This is a genomic window from Serratia sp. 2723 (genome assembly GCF_050434425.1).
Taxonomy (GTDB): Bacteria; Pseudomonadota; Gammaproteobacteria; order Enterobacterales; family Enterobacteriaceae; genus Chania.
Map to the genome: position 1 here is coordinate 1 of NZ_JBNDIN010000006.1, position 16,406 is coordinate 16,406.

Genomic DNA, 16,406 nt, shown 5'->3' on the forward strand with positions numbered 1-16,406 from the left:
CACATTTGGCAATAAAGAGATAATCTCAGCAAACTTGATCGCCCACTCATCCAAAGTGCGCCACCGAATTTGCAAACCCACTCGAACGGTCCCCTCAACCACAGGGAGAGGGAGCTGATAGTCCCTGCACATTTGGCAATAAAGAGATAATCTCAGCAAACTTGATCGCCCACTCATCCAAAGTGCGCCACCGAATTTGCAAACCCACTCGAACGGTCCCCTGTGGGAGAGGGTTAGGGCATTTCGTTTGGCGTTAGCGCATAGCTCCGTATTTGCTTAGCAACGCCTCTATAATCGCCTCGCTTTCTGCATCTGGCTCACCGCGATAATCGCTGGGCCGGAAATGCATCTGAAACGCCGCTACCAGATTCCGCTGCTGCTTGGTATCCCATGTGGGATCAACGCCATAGCCGTAGCGCGCCAGCTTTTCCAACAGTGATGCCATCGCCACCGGCTCATGCTTATCACGGCCTGCCAGGTAACGTTCCACCTCCCGCTCATCCGGCCAGGCACCAATACCTGCCTGCGCCAGCTGTTGCCATGGGAAGAGTGGACCAGGATCCTGCTTGCGCTGCGGGGCGATATCGCTGTGCCCTACCACGTCCGTCGGTTGCAGCGCGTAACGCTGCACAATATCGCGGCCAAGTTGGATCAGTAACGCAATTTGCTCTGGCGTATAAGGCTGCCAGTCTGTCTCCAACAAGTTACGCGTAAAGCCCCGATTGACGATCTCAATACCGATCGAGGTATCGTTCAAATTGGTACGCCCACGCCAATTACTGGCCCCGGCATGCCAGGCACGCAGCGTTTCGGGCACCAGTTGATACGCCACCGGTTTACCACCCTGCTGTGGCGGATGGGCGGGCAGCAAGTAATGGGCGCTGACGTGCTCGTCCGTCAGCGTTTTCAGCGAGGAGTGAAAGTCTTCTGCGGTGTAATGCATCACCAGGAAGCGAATACGCTGATCGGCCCCCGGTGCCTGATGCAGGGTTTCCAACTGATAGCTACCGTGATCCACCAGCGTGCTGGTGGATTGCTGTTGGCACCCCGTCAAAACTCCAATGGCGGCGATCCACAACCACTTGGCCACAATATGCTCCTTTCCGCAGTGATGCGCCGCCATCAGGGGATGACCGAGTCTGGTACAGTCTCAGCCGCTTGCAAGGTTTGCATCAGCTTGCGTCTATCGTAATAACACTTGCCCCACGACGCCAGGCAGGACGCCCCTAGCGCGCCTTCAATCGAATCATAAATGGGATCGAACTCGCCGCTAAAGAAACTAAACAACACTCTTCCTAGCGTGGCGGCTCCCCCAATCAGCAACCAGGTCATCAACTGGGTTAGTTGGCTGATTTTCAGTTGCCGTTCACTGCTTCCCTGCTCGGTATTTTTCATTTCACTTCCTGGTTATCTCACGTTATTCCCGTTTAGCGGCTGACTTTTACCGCGGTGCCACTGACGCTGACCATCAGCATGGTGCTGTCTTTACCCACGGTTTGATAATCGATATCGATGCCGACTACCGCGTTAGCACCCAATTCTTTGGCCTGCTCCTGCATCTCCTTAAAGGCCAACTGGCGCGCCTTGCGCAGCTCTTTCTCGTAGGCACCGGAACGACCACCAACGATATCACGCACGCCAGCAAAAAAATCGCGGAAAATATTGGCACCCAGAATCGCTTCGCCGGTGACTACGCCGAAATATTCGGTGATGGTAAACCCTTCCAGGGTGTGGGTAGTGGACAATTGCATCAAGAACTCCTTATAAAATCAAATCATTGCTGCATTATGACAGCTAATTTAAGCGGATGTTCTGTGGCACTTATTCTCTAAGTAAAAACGGATAGATTACGATGGTGGGGTACCATTGCCGTAAACAATTGAAACTGGTGTAATCAGGCAGGCCGAACGATGTTGAACTTTCGGCCCGTATAAGGAAGGCAACCCCTTGGTCATATGGAAACTAGCCAATATTTACCGAACCACCGCCAATCAGTACACCACCACAGCTAACTGCATCACCCGTTCGCGCCGCGGGTTGCCCATCGATAAAGACACTGGATGATCCCCCGCTGATATTTCGGTCATGCCCATGTGAAGCCAAAACGTCGCCTTTCCGAGCTAATGGCAGACCATCAACCTTCACCGTTGTGGAGCCAGTGATGACGGGTGTAGGTGGATGACTACCGTGGCCGGTATCTTTATCACCCAGTTTAACGGTATTGCCCATAGTTTGAGTTCCCTCTTAACTAGTTTTATGACTACATTGTAGCCATCCAATGAATTACCACAATCACTTATTCGTGACTATCTGACGATAACGACTTTCTCATCAATGATGGAAAAGTAGGGGTTATATGAATAAACTATTCTTTTCTCTTCATTCCTTAGACGTAAGGGTGAATTTAGTTAATTCATTTTATTTATATTAGGATTTGTGGTGCTATTTAAAATTACCACAAACCCTATTAAATCTTATCTGACCAATGTCACTTTCCCATCTATTATTGAAAAATACGGGTTGTAACTAAAAGCAGCTTCGCCTTCCGTTTCTACAAACCGGAGTGGAGAGTCCTGATAATAACCTGTAGTTAAACGGAAAAGCCTCCCATCACAGTAAGTCTTTAATCTATAATCATCCCAAACAGTAGGCTCGATAGTGAATTTTTTGTCAACAACGTGTTGAGGGAAATCCGTGGAGATAAACATCAATTCCGGTGAGACTCCTTCTGCTGCCCCCATTTCCTCACTCGATATTTTTGTAATTTTCTTCAAACCTTCAATATTCTGATTTTTAATCAATACCATCATGTTTTCATAGGCTTTCCTGATCTCTGGTAGATCATTTTCTGAAACAGGTCTGGCTTTAACCCAACTCCACGCAGGTAATCCATCCAAAATTAGCAAGCTTGTAGCTTTATACAACCCATAATCATCTTCATTATTTGTATAACCTTCAATGATTTTTGAGTTAAAAGCCCCTCCATTATAATGTGAAGAATTAGCAGCTGACATTTCCCCTTTCTCATTAACGCTTAATTTAAACCGTGCAATCTCAACACTAGAATCCTTGCTATCTTTGTTTACAACCACTTCACAAGAGGAGTCTTGAAAAAGTGTTTTCGGATCTCTTGGATTTCTAGGGCCCGCTAAAAGTTCAATTTTATTCACACCATTAGCTAAAAACGCGGTTAAATTAAACCCTGCAGACATAGTTCGTTGATCCGCCGAAGCACTGTCAGCTGCAGGAAGATTATTTACCCGTAAAATACAAGCACTTTTGTTTGATTTGAAAGAAAATAGATACTTTTCACTACTCATATCTTTAGCCTTAACAGAAAAAGAACCAATAAAACAGAAACATATCACCATACTAGCCAAGGTTGATTCGATACTTTGAGTCTTTCTTTTCCAATTTGTCATGAATAATCCACTCCTTTTCAGTGTTGTTGCCTTGGTCAGCTTTTTTACTACTTGAGTTCTCTTCTGGGAAAGAGCCTGTTGGCCTGTCAGATTTTTTAGATTTCCTAGATATCCCAACCGTATAACTAACATATACCTTAGCCGTTATCCCATTATGATAAAGCACCAATTCCATTTTATCTTTAGTCGGATTATCTAAACCTAAGCACCCTTCTGCAACCGCTTTCCCTCCAATAGTTAATGCACCATTGGCGATATAGAAACGAACACCAGCACGCACATTTGCTTCCAGAGTCAAGCTAAGCTTGGCTTCTACACTATCCGTTTTTTCCCATTCCCATTCATTTTTCGCATCTGACTTAAAAGCAAGTTTAAGATCGATCGCACCTTCAGCAACCAGTTCAAACTTCATTCCAATAAATGCCGCATTCCCACCTTCGTTATAGGCCTGCTCTTTCGACATTAATCCTTCTCGAACGGCTGCTAACAGCACATCCATCTTATACCATGCTGCAAAAGCCTGGAGCAGATCCAGCGTCATTTTTAAGCCTATAAGTGGAGCCAGCCCTAATGACACTTGTCTTTCAATATAGACAAGTCCGGAGGACGCATCTTCTTTTAACTCCCCCCCACCTTTGATTTCCAGCTTTGGACAAATAATTTCCGTATATAGTATGGTTATTTTCCCTTCCCCTCCCTTACCTGTTGAAAGGGCTTTTCCAACCACATCAAGGGTCTTTTTAGCTTTATCCAAAAAGGGAAGGTTTGTAGCTTTTTTCTTAAACTCTTGCTTTAACTTCGCTGAGTAATCATGCGTTTTACTTCCTAATTTGCATGATAGTTTTCCCTCAATCTCAAGCGAATCGGTTATTTCATTTTTAGGCAGTCTAGTCCAACCACGATGTCCTCGCTGGGCAACACCATTTTCCGCATTCAATACCCGCTGCTGTTTCTTTAACTCCCTATCTGTAAATTCCTCAATTTCTTTTGCCGTACCTATCACCAAGCTGACTTCCCATTTATACTCAGGGTAAATATTAATATATGTCCACAATGCATCTTTAGGAGCAAAGTTGAACATCTGTGATAGGCCATCCAAGAAATTCAATGATTTATTAACAAAAGGCTCTCCGCGACACTGCCCCACACGTAATGTATATGATGTGGTTGGTAAGAGACTCAGCGTATTTTTCGCCAAAACATAATCTATCAGAAAGTCAATTGAGTCATACTTATCAAAAAAACTGATTTTATCAGGATTATAATGCGCCTGATAATCAGTGAGCCCCTTATTGAATGGCTTCAGAGACCCAGCCTCAGCATTATTGTATATCGCTCCCTGAGGGCAAAGTGGATTGTGTGAAACACATTGCTTACCAACTAATGAAAGTGAGAGAGGAACGGTTTTCTGTCCTTCTGCGATAGCATTGACCACGCTAACAAAGCCATTTTGTTTATAGGTAAATGTTCTGTCCTTAACTTTGAGAGTAAAGGAGTGAATACAAGTATCCGGGTTTTTACAATTACATTTTGGTGAACCTGCTGGCAAACTGGTCATAAAACATCCTTATTATTATAGGGGAACGTCACCCAATTCCTGGATCAGCAGCGTTTCGGCTTTAAATCCGCCTTCTTCGCCAGCGGCGCAGAGAACATGTCTGAAATTGCTGGGAATAGTTTCCAACGCCAGACAGCCCCGCTGGTAGAACAAAGAAAACAGCCCACGGATACTCCGATCGTCCACAATCCCTTGCTGTTTCAGCCAGCGGAAGGTTTCCGCTATCGTTGCGGCTTCGATTTTCCTATCGTGCCCACTCCAGGCTTCGATCTTCTCAACCAACCCGTCGATATACCTTTGCTCAAACAACAAACTCAACTCATCTAGCTGTTCACGGGATATCCGCATCATTTTACGACGAGAGCTACTCCCTGATGGAAACTGTTCCCTCAGGGCGGTAAAACGCTCATCACGCAACTCTCCTTTCAAGTGGGTTGCTATCGCATCCACCGGCCCCAGAAATGTATGTTGCTCCCAAGGAGAAAGTACCTTCAGTAACGCCCAGATATTACGCGGATCGTAAAAACGGAAAAAAACCGGTTTTTCCTCATCCGGGATTTGTACATGGAGATATTTACGCAAATGTTGGCGCAACGCTTTCATCTCGGCTTTGCTTTCCAGCCAGATCCCCCAGGGGGTGTCCCGATTCATCAACCACTGGCGGCTACCTTCATTCATTTGCACCAGATAAGGGGCTAAACGCCCAATATCTTCTGCAATGGGCTCCGCATACAAACTGGCGTTAGGCGGATCATAGAGCTCCAACATGGCAAATAATTCTGGTTCCGCTGCGGCATCAACAATCGCCCAGTTCATTGCCTCGTTCATCCTTGTTTATCCTCCTGCGGGCAATGCGCAACAAATAACGTCCCCTGAGCGGCTGCCGCTTTCAAAATTGCCGGGTCCGCCGGTATCGCCAGCTCCCCAGGGCTGGCACCAGAGTTAAGGTTAATGGACGGCCCTTTAATATCGACTCCACCAGCATGTACTACCACCAAACTGCCGCCAACCCGCAGCGTCAATTTGCTACTGCTCTGCAACGTCAGATCGCCATTGCTGTCCACGCTGAATACGCCACTGATTTTCTGCGCCAGATCGCCCTTTACCTGTACACCTAAGTCACCTTCCGTCATCGCCAGGCTGTTGCCGGTGATTTTCTGATGCTGATTACCTTCTACCGTGACTTTACGATCGTTGGCAACGGCCAGTTCTTCATCATGTCCGATACTGCTGCTTCGGTTGTATTCCACCCGCTCATCTTTAGAATTGAGCACCCGTATTGCCATGTTCTTTTGTGCATGAATGAAAACTTCTTCTTTATCTTTCTCATCCTCAAAACGCAGTTCGTTAAAACCCTCACCCTTATGGGTTTGTGAACGGATCGACATCTGTGTTTTGGTTGCCGGTAAATTACCCGGGGGTAGGTTGTTAGCGTGATAGGTGCGCCCGATAATCACTGGCTGGTCCGGATCGCCATTCAGAAACTCGACTATCACCTCATGGCCAATACGGGGAATGGCTGACATTCCCCACCTTGGACCCGCCCAAGGATGTGATACCCGAACCCAACAAGAGCTTGTGTCATCGGTTCTTCCTGAAAGATCCCAGAGAAAACGAACCTTGACCCGGCCATAGGGATCACAAAAAATCTCCTCACTCTCGGGCCCAGTGACAACCGCGATCTGCGCGCCATCAATGCGCGGTTTCGGCAGTGAAAGTGGACGCCAGGTCTGATTATTGGGGATAAACGCAAACTGGCTCGTAACGGTAGTACCCTGTCCCCCAGATGCGGTTTCCAATGCTTGAGGTTGTTGCCCAATATGGGTGGCCTGGGTGATTTGCCAACGTGTATTCAGGGTGTCTAACGGATGGTTTTCCAAGGTAAAACGCACTCCGGGCTGCAGTGCCGCGCAATTACTCGCCCCCTCCCCCTGATGCGCATCGTTACGCAGCGCATGTAATCGCCAACGTGCAAAGGACTCCCCTGGGTCTGCCTTATAGCGACCAGGATAGTCATAATGAAAGTATCGGCCTGGCTGATGCTCATCATCTCGAGCACGATCGCGATATTCTGCCGACCAAAGGGGATTTTTAAAGGTGTAGTCTTTTAACAATACATCAGAAGGTCGCAGACTCTCCCGGTGCTTAAACGTGGTAACACAGAGCTCATCGAATGAGCTTTGTTGTTGATTCGGGTAATAGGGCAATGTCGGCCCATCATTCAGCGCGGCACAATCATCGGAAAAGACTAGCGTGTGTGCGCCATCGTTATGCTCAAAGAAATAGTAAATGCCTTCTTCAGCAGCCAGACGATTGATGAACTCCAGATCGCTTTCATTATATTGGACGCAAAACTCCCGCACGGCATGAGGGAAGCGCAAAGCATGGGCATAGTCGTTAATTCTATTTTTCTTTAACAAGGTTTCCAGGATTTGCAGAAAATCTTGTTGCTGGAAGATACGTGAATTTCGCCCTAAACCAGCTCGCCAGAGTGCGGGGCGGATGCTGAGCCGATAACGTGTTTGATGCAGTCCTGCATCCCCTTGTTCAATAGAGGTGACAATCCCATTGACGATGCGCTGTACTTCGGTATCACGCCAAATAGTCAGGGTAGCGACATTATCCAGAACTGAGCGAAACTCCACACAGGGCTTGGCACTGGCGGCGTCAAGTTCGAGAGTAAAAAGGCTGGAGAATTGCTCATGTAGAGTAAATCCCGATACGACGAATGTTTCGGCTGGCAGATCACCGACATTTAGGGTAAATCGCAGACCTGTTGCATCCTTGCTTGTATTCAACATATGATTTCCCTTTATAGAAAACGCGACAGCATCAAACGCGAAATAGCCTGGCATTTCCCACAGGCAGAAGATAATATACGAAGCAAAACAGTAGGGTAACGAGGAGCGAATAACAGGTCAATGACTCACCGCCCCCTCATAACCTGCCAGAAAAGCCGTATATATTATAATTTTCGTTAAACTGTATTTTTACACTAATAGGAAGGAGGAAAAACGAATTTTACTCTGGTTTAACGCCGTAGCAAAATTCCACTTTCTTTAAATAACAGCACGTTAATTTATGATCATCAAAAAATATCTATTTTGCGACACCGATCTGTGTGTGCTGCATATTTTTCAACCAGCACAACCTTGCTTTCTCTACTCAACTCACCCACAGTTGACAACTGCATCAAGAACTCCCCATAAAATCAATCCATTGCGATACCATGAAAAACCATTTAAGCGGATGTTCTGTGGCACAATGGCACACAGCACCAATGCAAGGACCAAAAACGCCTTTATACTGTAGGCTAGTTCCGTGGTTTTCGGTCTTCATGGTTGAGAGACTTTTACATAAGGTTATGAGATGAAAACAAAAACGCTTGCTGTTGTTTTACCCTTGGCCCTGTTCTTAAGCGCCTGTACTACCGTCGATCCGGCCTTTAAGGATGTTGGCGTTCACACTGGCGCCTGCGTGGAAGGTGGTCCGGATACGGTGGCCCAGAAATTCTATGACCTGCGCATTCAGCAAGGCCCAAGCACCGCGCTACCGGACAGCAGCCGTCTGGCACAGTTGCAACCTTACCTGAGCCAGGTGCTGTATCAGGATCTGGTCAGTGCTGCTCAGCACCCTGGCAAACACACCATCACTGGCGATCTGTTCTCTGGCAATGCCCAGGGACCAACCAGCGCAACGGTTGCCAGCGCTTCCACCATTCCTAACACCGATGCCAAAAATATCCCGCTGCGTGTGCAGCTGACCCACCAAAAAGAGGGTGCCAGTGCAATCAACTGGCAGGACGAAGTGCTGATGGTCCGTGAAGGCACCTGCTGGGTAGTTGACGACATCCGCTTCCTCAACATCCCGGCACATGCCGCCAGCGGTACGCTGCGTCAGGTGCTTGAGAACCAGTAACACCAAAATGGCAGCCGGGTATAGTACCTTCCCGGTTGCCAGTTCCCCCTCAGTAGCGCTCAAAACTCCATCACCTTGAGAAAAATAGCTAGCTATCTCACAGAGTGCGCGACAAATCCGCCATTCAGACAGCGCTCACGGTATCTTCTGCTATTATTTAGTCATTCTGCGACGTACTAATAAATTTTAACTCACAAAGATTGCATAAGTATTCTGTGGAAGTTACCATTCCCGGCATCAATGTCTATTCAATTTCAGCGCATGAGTATTCAACTAAAAGATATCAACTGCTTTTACGGCGCACATCAGGCGCTGTTTAACATTACACTGGATTGCCCTGCCGGCGAGACTCTGGTGCTGCTTGGTCCAAGCGGCGCGGGTAAGAGTTCACTGCTGCGGGTGCTTAACCTGCTCGAAATGCCACGCTCTGGCCACCTGCAAATCGCCGGTAATCAGTTCGACTTTAAACAGTCACCGGGGGAGAAATCCATCCGCGAACTGCGCCAAAACGTAGGCATGGTCTTCCAGCAGTACAATCTCTGGCCACATCTGACCGTGGTGCAAAACCTGATCGAAGCGCCCTGCCGCGTACTTGGCCTGAGCAAGGCACAAGCGATGGCGCGTGCCGACAAGTTGCTGACCCGGTTACGCCTGACTGATTTTGCCGATCGTTTCCCGCTGCATCTCTCCGGTGGCCAACAACAGCGCGTAGCCATTGCCCGTGCGCTGATGATGGAGCCTCAGGTTCTGCTGTTCGATGAGCCTACGGCCGCGCTGGATCCGGAAATTACCGCACAGATCGTCAGCATCATTCGCGAGTTGGCGGGCACCGGTATTACTCAGGTGATCGTCACCCATGAGGTTGAAGTCGCGCGTAAAACCGCCAGCCGCGTGGTGTATATGGAAAATGGCCATATCGTCGAGCAGGGCGATGCCAGCCACTTTGCACAACCGCAAACCGTAGAGTTTGCCAATTACTTATCACACTAATAGCGATATTTGCTGTTCTCAGGGAGTTTGCGATGAAAAAACTACTAATCGCCGCCGTTCTGGCTGGCATCAGCGTTTCTGCCTCAGCAGCCGAAACTATCCGTTTCGCTACCGAAGCTTCCTACCCTCCGTTCGAATTTGTCGCGGCGGATAACAAGATCCAGGGCTTCGACGTCGATCTGGCCAACGCTCTGTGTAAAGAGATGCAGGCTGAGTGTACCTTTACCAACCAGGGCTTCGACAGCCTGATCCCAAGCCTGAAGTTCAAGCGTTTCGATGCCGTGATGGCCGGTATGGATATCACCCCTGAGCGCGAAAAGCAGGTGCTGTTCAGCAAGCCTTACTACGATAACTCGGCCCTGTTTATTGCCGAGAAAGGTAAAGTGGCCGACGTGGCCGCACTGAAAGGCAAACGCGTTGGCGTGCAAAACGGCACCACGCACCAAAAATTCCTTACCGATAAACACCCGGAAATCACCACCGTGGGTTACGACAGCTACCAAAACGCCATCCTGGATCTGAAAAATGGCCGTGTTGATGCGGTATTCGGTGATACCGCCGTGGTTAACGAGTGGCTGAAAGAAAACGCTGCACTGACCGCAGTGGGCGATAAAGTGACGGATAAAGACTACTTCGGTAGCGGTCTGGGCATTGCCATGCGCCTGCAAAATACCGAACTGCAGGGCAAATTCAACGCCGCCCTGGATAAAATCAAGCAGGATGGGACTTACGAAACCATCTACAAAAAATGGTTCCAGCAGTAATCATTATCCATGAATGAAATCCAACCTTTAGCTAGCGCCGCCGGGATGACCGTCGGCCTTGCCGTTTGTGCCCTGGTCCTCGGCCTGATCCTGGCGATGCTGTTTGCCGTCTGGGAGTCATCCCGCTGGAAAGCGGTCAGTTGGCTCGGTACCGCCTGGGTGACCCTGCTGCGCGGCTTGCCAGAAATTCTGGTGGTGCTGTTTATCTATTTCGGCTCTTCACAACTGCTGATGGTATTGTCCGACGGCTTCGTCCTGAACTTCGGCCTGTTCCAGCTGCCGGTGCAGCTGTCCATCGATAATTTCGAAGTCAGCCCGTTCCTGTGCGGCGTTATCGCCCTGGCCCTGCTCTATTCTGCCTACGCATCCCAAACGCTGCGTGGGGCGCTGAAAGCGGTGCCACAGGGCCAGTGGGAGTCCGGCCAGGCTCTGGGACTAAGCAAGGTAGCCATCTTCTTCCGCTTGATCATGCCGCAAATGTGGCGTCACGCGCTACCGGGGCTGGGCAACCAGTGGCTGGTGCTGCTGAAAGATACCGCGCTGGTGTCGTTGATCAGCGTTAACGATTTGATGTTGCAGACCAAAAGCATTGCCACCCGCACCCAGGAACCCTTTACCTGGTATGTGATTGCGGCGGCGATCTATTTGGTTGTCACCCTGCTGAGCCAGTACATCCTTAAGCGGATCGAACTGCGGACAACGCGTTTTGAGCGGGGGCCAGCCTGATGCTTGAATTCATCCCCGAGATCATCAAAGGCTTGCATACCAGCCTGTCGCTAACGGTCGTCGCACTGATTGTTGCCTTGCTGATGTCGCTAGTGCTGACGGTGATCCTGACGTTAAAAACCCCGGTGTTGACGCAGTTGGTGAAGGTCTACATTACGCTGTTCACCGGTACGCCGTTGCTGGTGCAGATCTTCCTGATTTACTACGGCCCTGGCCAGTTCCCGGCAATCCGTGAATATCCCTGGTTGTGGAACCTGCTGTCGCAACCCTGGCTCTGCGCGATGATTGCATTGGCGCTGAACAGTGCGGCCTACACCACCCTGCTGTTCCATGGAGCGGTACGCGCTATCCCGGCGGGCCAGTGGCAATCCTGTGAAGCGCTGGGCATGTCGCGCCAGCAAACACTGCGTATTCTGCTGCCGTATGCCTTCAAACGTGCCTTGTCATCCTACTCCAACGAAGTGGTGCTGGTATTCAAGAGTACCTCGCTTGCCTATACCATTACGCTGATGGAAGTGATGGGTTACAGCCAATTGATGTATGGCCGGACTTATGACGTGATGGTCTTCGGTGCCGCTGGCATTGTGTACCTGTGCGTCAATGGACTGCTGACATTATTGATGCGTATGGTTGAACGCCGCGCCTTAGCGTTTGAACGTCGTAACTGAGCCACGCCTCGCTTAACCAGCCCTGCCATGTGCGGGGCTTTTTTATGGCCAAAAATAATTTTCTAGTCATTTATATTGAATAGTAATTCACTAAATGGCATTGTTATCGGCATAGCCACTCACAATGCCATTGAGTCATTGTCAGAAAAAAAGGTGGCGAGACAACAATCAAATTTACGACAGGAGCCGTACCGATGAAAAAGCTGTTACTTGCCGCCACCATTCTCGCCGGGATCACCTTTAACGCTGCCGCCGCAGACACTATCCGTTTCGCCTCTTCAGCGACCTACCCGCCGTTTGAATCTCTGGATGCCAATAACCAGATCGTCGGTTTCGATATCGATTTGGCCAAAGCCTTGTGCCAACAGATGCAGGCCGACTGTACCTTTACCAACCAGGCATTTGACAGCCTGATCGCCGCGCTGAAATTCAAAAAATATGACGCGGTGATTTCCGGTATGGATATCACCCCCGAGCGCAGTAAGCAGGTAACCTTTACCCAGCCCTATTATGCCAACTCGGCCATTGTCATCGCTCAAAAAGGCAAGTTCACTTCGCTGGCGGATTTGAAAGGCAAAAAACTGGGGATGGAAAACGGCACCACGCATCAAAAATACATGCAGGACAAGCACCCAGAAATCAATACCGTGTCTTATGACAGCTACCAAAACGCCGTGCTGGAGCTGAAGAATGGCCGTATTGATGGCGTGTTCGGTGACACGGCGGTGGTTAATGAGTGGCTGAAGAATAACCCGGAACTGGCTGCCGTAGGTGAACACGTAACCGATGCGCAGTACTTTGGTACCGGCCTGGGCATTGCCGTACGCCCGGACAATCAGGCACTACTGGCCAAGCTGAATGCTGCGCTGGACGCGATCAAGGCGGATGGGACCTACAAGGCGATCAACGATAAGTGGTTCCCACAGTAATCCCCTCACCCCAACCCTCTCCCACAGGGAGAGGGAGCTGATAGCCCCTGCTTTTTTGCAAGTAAAGAGCCCATCTCAGCAAACTCGCTCGCCCCTCATTCAAGGCAAGTCACTACTATTGAAACACACTGGATCAGCTCTTTTTGCAAGTAAAGAGCCCATCTCAACAAACTCGATCGCCCCTCATTCAAGGCAAGTCACTACTATTGAAACACACTGGATCAGCTCTTTTTGCAAGTAAAGAGCCCATCTCAGCAAACTCGCTCGCCCCTCATTCAAGGCAAGTCACTACAATTTGAAACACACTCGATCGGTCCCCTCTCCCTGTGGGAGAGGGTTAGGGTGAGGGGCCGTTATTTCCGGACCAGCAGCGTCATCACTTCATAATGGGCAGTATGCGGGAACATATCAAACAGCTGCACACGTTCAACACGGTAATCCGGCAGCATCGCCAAATCCTTCGCCATACTTAGCGCATTACAGCTGGAATAAAGAATATAGCCCGGTGCCATGCGGTTGAGATAATCACACAGCTCGTTGCCAATCCCCCGGCGCGGCGGGTTCACCAAAACCAACTCAGGCACTTCCCCTTCAGCGGTGGCAAATCGGGTCGAATCCAGTGCCTGGAAATCCACCTGCTGCAAGCCGAGAGTTTGCGCCGACTGTCTGGCACAGGCAATCGCCTCTGCGCTGATTTCAATGCCGGTCAGCCTGGTTTGCGGCTGTGCGCAATGCAACCCGAAGCCGCCAACGCCACAGAACAGATCCCACATGCTGGCGATACCCAGAGCCCGTACCCAATCCCGTGCGGTAGCATATAGTTGGCTGGCCACCTGTGGATTGGTTTGAAAAAAGCTCTGCGGACGAATGTACAACGGCACCTGGTTGAATTGCTCTTCCAGCGCCTGCTGTTCGGTCAGCGGGATTTCATGCTCGCCTTCCATGATCGCCATGTGTACGGGTTGAATATTGACGGAGATCACCTTCAACTGCGGCAACTGCTGCTGTAACCAGGGCAAAGCCGCGCGTAGTTGCGCCAGCTTGCTTTCGGAACGCAGCACAAAGCGCAGCATCAGGCCGCTGCTGTAGGTGCTTTCCGTCAATAGTAAATATTTCAGCTCGCCACGTTTGCGTGCCACGTTATAAGGCGTTAACCCGGCGCGGGGGATAAAGTCTTTCAATACCGCGAAAATCGGGACAAAGCTGGCCGGATACAACGGACAATCACACAGATCTACCGGCGTGCCATCACGATGCAACATGCCAAGCAACGGGCGCTCAACGCTACCGCTGACCACCATTTTCGCCTTGTTGCGAAAGGCGCTCTGTTCACCCGTCACCGGTTCCAACCACTGCGCGACATCACGATCCGCCAGCAAGGATTGCAGATGATGTTGTTTTTCTTCCAGTTGCTGGGGATAAGGCTTTTCCAGCCACTGACAGGAACGGCAGGTGCCCGCCGAGTACAAAGCGCAATGCATGAATAGTAACCGTTAAATCAGGATGACCAATGAGGGCGCAGATTGTACCACCCAACGCAGACAAAAACTTATTTACCAGGCCAGCAGAAGATAAAACGCCGCCCGGTCAGGCGGCGTTTGAGGCTCGATTAATCGTCAACAGCATCAGCCACGAGCGGCCCTTTGCAGCTCACGCGCACGCTGTTTTTCCGCCCGTGCCATAAACCACCAGGCAATAAACCCGATAATCCCCACCACCAGCAGGATTAGCGTTGCCAAGGCGTTGATCTCCGGGTTAACCCCCATACGCACGCTGGAGAATACCAGCATTGGCAAGGTGGTGGCACCAGGCCCGGCCACGAAGCTGGCAATCACCAGATCGTCCAACGAGAGAGTAAATGCCAGCATCCAGCCCGAGATCAGCGCGGGGGCAATCATCGGCAAGGTGATCACGGAAAACACTTTCAGCGGTGTCGCGCCCAGATCCATCGCCGCCTCTTCGATCGAACGATCCAGCTCACGCAGGCGCGAACTGATGACGACCGACACATAGGCGGTACAGAAGGTGACGTGCGCCAACCAGATGGTGAACATCCCGCGCTCGGAAGGCCAACCAAAGGTATGCCCCATCGCCACAAATAGCAGCAACAGCGACAAACCGGTGATCACGTCTGGCATAACCAGCGGGGCAGTGAGCATAAAGGCAAACCCGGTCGAACCCCGGAAACGCCCAAAGCGCACCATCACCATCGCGGCAATGGTGCCGAGGATCACCGCCGCCGTGGCGGAAGCCGCCGCAATGGTCAAACTCAGGCCGACCGCGCTGATCATCGCTGAATCGTGGAACAGCTCGATATACCAGCGGAACGACCATCCCGCCCAGACGGTAACCAGCTTGGAACTGTTGAACGAGTAGATCACCAGCATCAGCATCGGTGCATAAAGGAAGGTGAAACCGACCACCAGAATCGCTATGCGCCACGGTGAACGCACTACCGGCAAGTTATTCATCCCTGCCCTCCCATTTCCTTGTTCTGGTGCTTGTGGAACCAGAGAATTGGTACAATCAGCAACAGCAGCATCACGGTAGCAACCGCCGAGGCGACCGGCCAGTCACGGTTATTGAAGAACTCCTGCCAGAGCACGCGGCCAATCATGATGCTGTCTGGCCCGCCGAGCAGTTCCGGGATCACAAACTCCCCCACCGCCGGGATAAACACCAGCATCGAGCCGGCAATAATGCCGCCACGCGTTAACGGCATGATCACGCTGAAGAAGGTTTTCAACGGCTTGGCCCCCAGATCCAGCGAGGCTTCAACCAGCGAGTAATCAAGCCGCGTCAGCGCGGTATAAATCGGCAACACCATAAACGGCAGATAGGAATAAACGATACCGATATACACCGCCAGATTGGTATGCAGGATCACCAGCGGCTGATCGATCACCCCCAACCACATCAGGAAGTTGTTCAACACCCCGTTATTCTTCAGTATCCCCATCCAGGCATACACACGGATCAGGAACGACGTCCAGGAAGGCAGGATCACCAACAGTAGCAGAATGTTACGGGTCGACGGTTTACTATGTGCCACCGCCCACGCCAGCGGATAGCCGATCACCAGGCAGCACAGCGTTGAAACCGCTGCGATCTGCAAGGATTGCAGATAGGCATCGATGTATAGCGGGTCATCGGTCAACTGCAGGTAGTTGGCAAAGTTCAGCGCAATATCGAGTTTGCCGTCTGCCCAACTCATCAGATCGGTATAAGGCGGTACCGCCAAGGCCAGCTCAGAGAGGCTGATCTTGAACACGATCAGGAACGGCAGCATAAACAACAGCAGCAGCCACAGCAGCGGCATCGCTATCACCAGCTTGCGGCCATGGGCCATCTGCAAACGTTGGATAAACGCCTTAATCGGGCCGGGGACTCTTGCCGGAGGCTCCGGCGAACGTTCAGAAAGCAATGTCATG

The 16,406-nt window shown here is 50.5% G+C and carries 17 protein-coding genes; 6 read left to right on the forward strand and 11 right to left on the reverse strand.

Translation table 11 applies throughout. The features are described 5' to 3' along the window. Window positions 1–253: 253 nt before the first annotated feature. The 8 genes from ABIE29_RS10695 to tssI all read right to left on the reverse strand — a co-directional run bounded on the left by ABIE29_RS10695 (window position 254) and on the right by tssI (window position 7,781). Window positions 254–1,090, reverse strand: coding sequence for an N-acetylmuramoyl-L-alanine amidase (locus ABIE29_RS10695; protein WP_429618619.1), 837 nt, complete (start codon window positions 1,088–1,090; stop codon window positions 254–256). 32 nt (window positions 1,091–1,122) lie between these two features. Next, window positions 1,123–1,395 carry a hypothetical protein gene (locus ABIE29_RS10700; protein WP_429618620.1) on the reverse strand — a complete coding sequence of 91 codons (273 nt, stop codon included), beginning with the start codon at window positions 1,393–1,395 and terminating at the stop codon, window positions 1,123–1,125. Window positions 1,396–1,427: 32 nt separating this feature from the next. After that, a complete protein-coding gene (locus ABIE29_RS10705; protein ID WP_429618623.1) occupies window positions 1,428–1,751 on the reverse strand; it encodes a heavy metal-binding domain-containing protein in 324 nt (107 codons plus the stop codon). Between the two features lie 211 nt (window positions 1,752–1,962). Then, window positions 1,963–2,229: a type VI secretion system PAAR protein gene (locus ABIE29_RS10710; protein WP_429618626.1), complete on the reverse strand. Its 267-nt coding sequence runs from the start codon at window positions 2,227–2,229 to the stop codon at window positions 1,963–1,965. Between the two features lie 245 nt (window positions 2,230–2,474). Next, window positions 2,475–3,422, reverse strand: a complete 948-nt coding sequence (locus ABIE29_RS10715; protein ID WP_429618628.1) for an IdsF — start codon at window positions 3,420–3,422, stop codon at window positions 2,475–2,477. Continuing rightward, window positions 3,373–4,980 carry a hypothetical protein gene (locus ABIE29_RS10720; RefSeq protein ID WP_429618630.1) on the reverse strand — a complete coding sequence of 536 codons (1,608 nt, stop codon included), beginning with the start codon at window positions 4,978–4,980 and terminating at the stop codon, window positions 3,373–3,375. The genes ABIE29_RS10715 and ABIE29_RS10720 overlap by 50 nt, the downstream gene beginning before the upstream one ends. A 15-nt stretch (window positions 4,981–4,995) precedes the next feature. Further along, window positions 4,996–5,808 (reverse strand): DUF4123 domain-containing protein, encoded by an 813-nt coding sequence (locus tag ABIE29_RS10725; RefSeq protein ID WP_429618632.1) that lies wholly within the window; start codon window positions 5,806–5,808, stop codon window positions 4,996–4,998. Next, window positions 5,805–7,781: a type VI secretion system tip protein TssI/VgrG gene (gene tssI, locus ABIE29_RS10730; protein ID WP_429618634.1), complete on the reverse strand. Its 1,977-nt coding sequence runs from the start codon at window positions 7,779–7,781 to the stop codon at window positions 5,805–5,807. The genes ABIE29_RS10725 and tssI overlap by 4 nt, the downstream gene beginning before the upstream one ends. Window positions 7,782–8,349: 568 nt before the next feature. On the opposite strand from tssI, the gene ABIE29_RS10735 reads away from it, so the two are divergent. From ABIE29_RS10735 to artJ (ABIE29_RS10760), 6 genes are all read left to right on the forward strand, one after another. After that, on the forward strand, window positions 8,350–8,898 hold the full coding sequence (locus ABIE29_RS10735) for a lipoprotein (RefSeq protein WP_429618635.1): 549 nt from the start codon (window positions 8,350–8,352) through the stop codon (window positions 8,896–8,898). Window positions 8,899–9,159: 261 nt separating this feature from the next. Next, a complete protein-coding gene (gene artP / locus ABIE29_RS10740; protein WP_098931676.1) occupies window positions 9,160–9,888 on the forward strand; it encodes an arginine ABC transporter ATP-binding protein ArtP in 729 nt (242 codons plus the stop codon). Window positions 9,889–9,920: 32 nt separating this feature from the next. Beyond that, on the forward strand, window positions 9,921–10,652 hold the full coding sequence (gene artJ, locus ABIE29_RS10745) for an arginine ABC transporter substrate-binding protein (protein WP_021804969.1): 732 nt from the start codon (window positions 9,921–9,923) through the stop codon (window positions 10,650–10,652). A gap of 9 nt (window positions 10,653–10,661) precedes the next feature. After that, window positions 10,662–11,378, forward strand: a complete 717-nt coding sequence (artQ, locus tag ABIE29_RS10750) for an arginine ABC transporter permease ArtQ (RefSeq protein WP_429618637.1) — start codon at window positions 10,662–10,664, stop codon at window positions 11,376–11,378. After that, complete coding sequence (artM, locus tag ABIE29_RS10755) at window positions 11,378–12,046, forward strand: arginine ABC transporter permease ArtM (protein WP_429618639.1); 669 nt, start codon at window positions 11,378–11,380, stop codon at window positions 12,044–12,046. The genes artQ and artM overlap by 1 nt, the downstream gene beginning before the upstream one ends. 194 nt (window positions 12,047–12,240) lie before the next feature. Further along, the gene (artJ, locus tag ABIE29_RS10760; RefSeq protein ID WP_429618641.1) at window positions 12,241–12,975 is read left to right on the forward strand and encodes an arginine ABC transporter substrate-binding protein; all 735 of its coding nucleotides are present in this window, start codon (window positions 12,241–12,243) and stop codon (window positions 12,973–12,975) included. A gap of 353 nt (window positions 12,976–13,328) precedes the next feature. Here the strand turns inward: artJ (ABIE29_RS10760) and rlmC are convergent, their stop codons facing one another. The 3 genes from rlmC to potH all read right to left on the reverse strand — a co-directional run bounded on the left by rlmC (window position 13,329) and on the right by potH (window position 16,405). Further along, on the reverse strand, window positions 13,329–14,456 hold the full coding sequence (gene rlmC / locus ABIE29_RS10765) for a 23S rRNA (uracil(747)-C(5))-methyltransferase RlmC (protein WP_429618644.1): 1,128 nt from the start codon (window positions 14,454–14,456) through the stop codon (window positions 13,329–13,331). Between the two features lie 144 nt (window positions 14,457–14,600). After that, on the reverse strand, window positions 14,601–15,446 hold the full coding sequence (potI, locus tag ABIE29_RS10770; RefSeq protein ID WP_021804974.1) for a putrescine ABC transporter permease PotI: 846 nt from the start codon (window positions 15,444–15,446) through the stop codon (window positions 14,601–14,603). Beyond that, window positions 15,443–16,405: a putrescine ABC transporter permease PotH gene (gene potH / locus ABIE29_RS10775; RefSeq protein WP_429618646.1), complete on the reverse strand. Its 963-nt coding sequence runs from the start codon at window positions 16,403–16,405 to the stop codon at window positions 15,443–15,445. The genes potI and potH overlap by 4 nt, the downstream gene beginning before the upstream one ends. Window position 16,406 lies beyond the last annotated feature (1 nt).

Bases quoted from the DNA above. Each gene is read 5' to 3' on its own strand.
- artJ (WP_429618641.1), top strand. From the start codon at position 12,241: ATGAAAAAGCTGTTACTTGCCGCCACCATTCTCGCCGGGATCACCTTT.
- ABIE29_RS10720 (WP_429618630.1), bottom strand. From the start codon at position 4,980: ATGACCAGTTTGCCAGCAGGTTCACCAAAATGTAATTGTAAAAACCCG.
- artJ (WP_021804969.1), top strand. From the start codon at position 9,921: ATGAAAAAACTACTAATCGCCGCCGTTCTGGCTGGCATCAGCGTTTCT.
- ABIE29_RS10710 (WP_429618626.1), bottom strand. From the start codon at position 2,229: ATGGGCAATACCGTTAAACTGGGTGATAAAGATACCGGCCACGGTAGT.
- ABIE29_RS10735 (WP_429618635.1), top strand. From the start codon at position 8,350: ATGAAAACAAAAACGCTTGCTGTTGTTTTACCCTTGGCCCTGTTCTTA.
- rlmC (WP_429618644.1), bottom strand. From the start codon at position 14,456: ATGCATTGCGCTTTGTACTCGGCGGGCACCTGCCGTTCCTGTCAGTGG.
- potI (WP_021804974.1), bottom strand. From the start codon at position 15,446: ATGAATAACTTGCCGGTAGTGCGTTCACCGTGGCGCATAGCGATTCTG.
- tssI (WP_429618634.1), bottom strand. From the start codon at position 7,781: ATGTTGAATACAAGCAAGGATGCAACAGGTCTGCGATTTACCCTAAAT.
- ABIE29_RS10700 (WP_429618620.1), bottom strand. From the start codon at position 1,395: ATGAAAAATACCGAGCAGGGAAGCAGTGAACGGCAACTGAAAATCAGC.
- ABIE29_RS10705 (WP_429618623.1), bottom strand. From the start codon at position 1,751: ATGCAATTGTCCACTACCCACACCCTGGAAGGGTTTACCATCACCGAA.
- ABIE29_RS10725 (WP_429618632.1), bottom strand. From the start codon at position 5,808: ATGAACGAGGCAATGAACTGGGCGATTGTTGATGCCGCAGCGGAACCA.
- artP (WP_098931676.1), top strand. From the start codon at position 9,160: ATGAGTATTCAACTAAAAGATATCAACTGCTTTTACGGCGCACATCAG.
- potH (WP_429618646.1), bottom strand. From the start codon at position 16,405: ATGACATTGCTTTCTGAACGTTCGCCGGAGCCTCCGGCAAGAGTCCCC.
- artM (WP_429618639.1), top strand. From the start codon at position 11,378: ATGCTTGAATTCATCCCCGAGATCATCAAAGGCTTGCATACCAGCCTG.
- ABIE29_RS10715 (WP_429618628.1), bottom strand. From the start codon at position 3,422: ATGACAAATTGGAAAAGAAAGACTCAAAGTATCGAATCAACCTTGGCT.
- artQ (WP_429618637.1), top strand. From the start codon at position 10,662: ATGAATGAAATCCAACCTTTAGCTAGCGCCGCCGGGATGACCGTCGGC.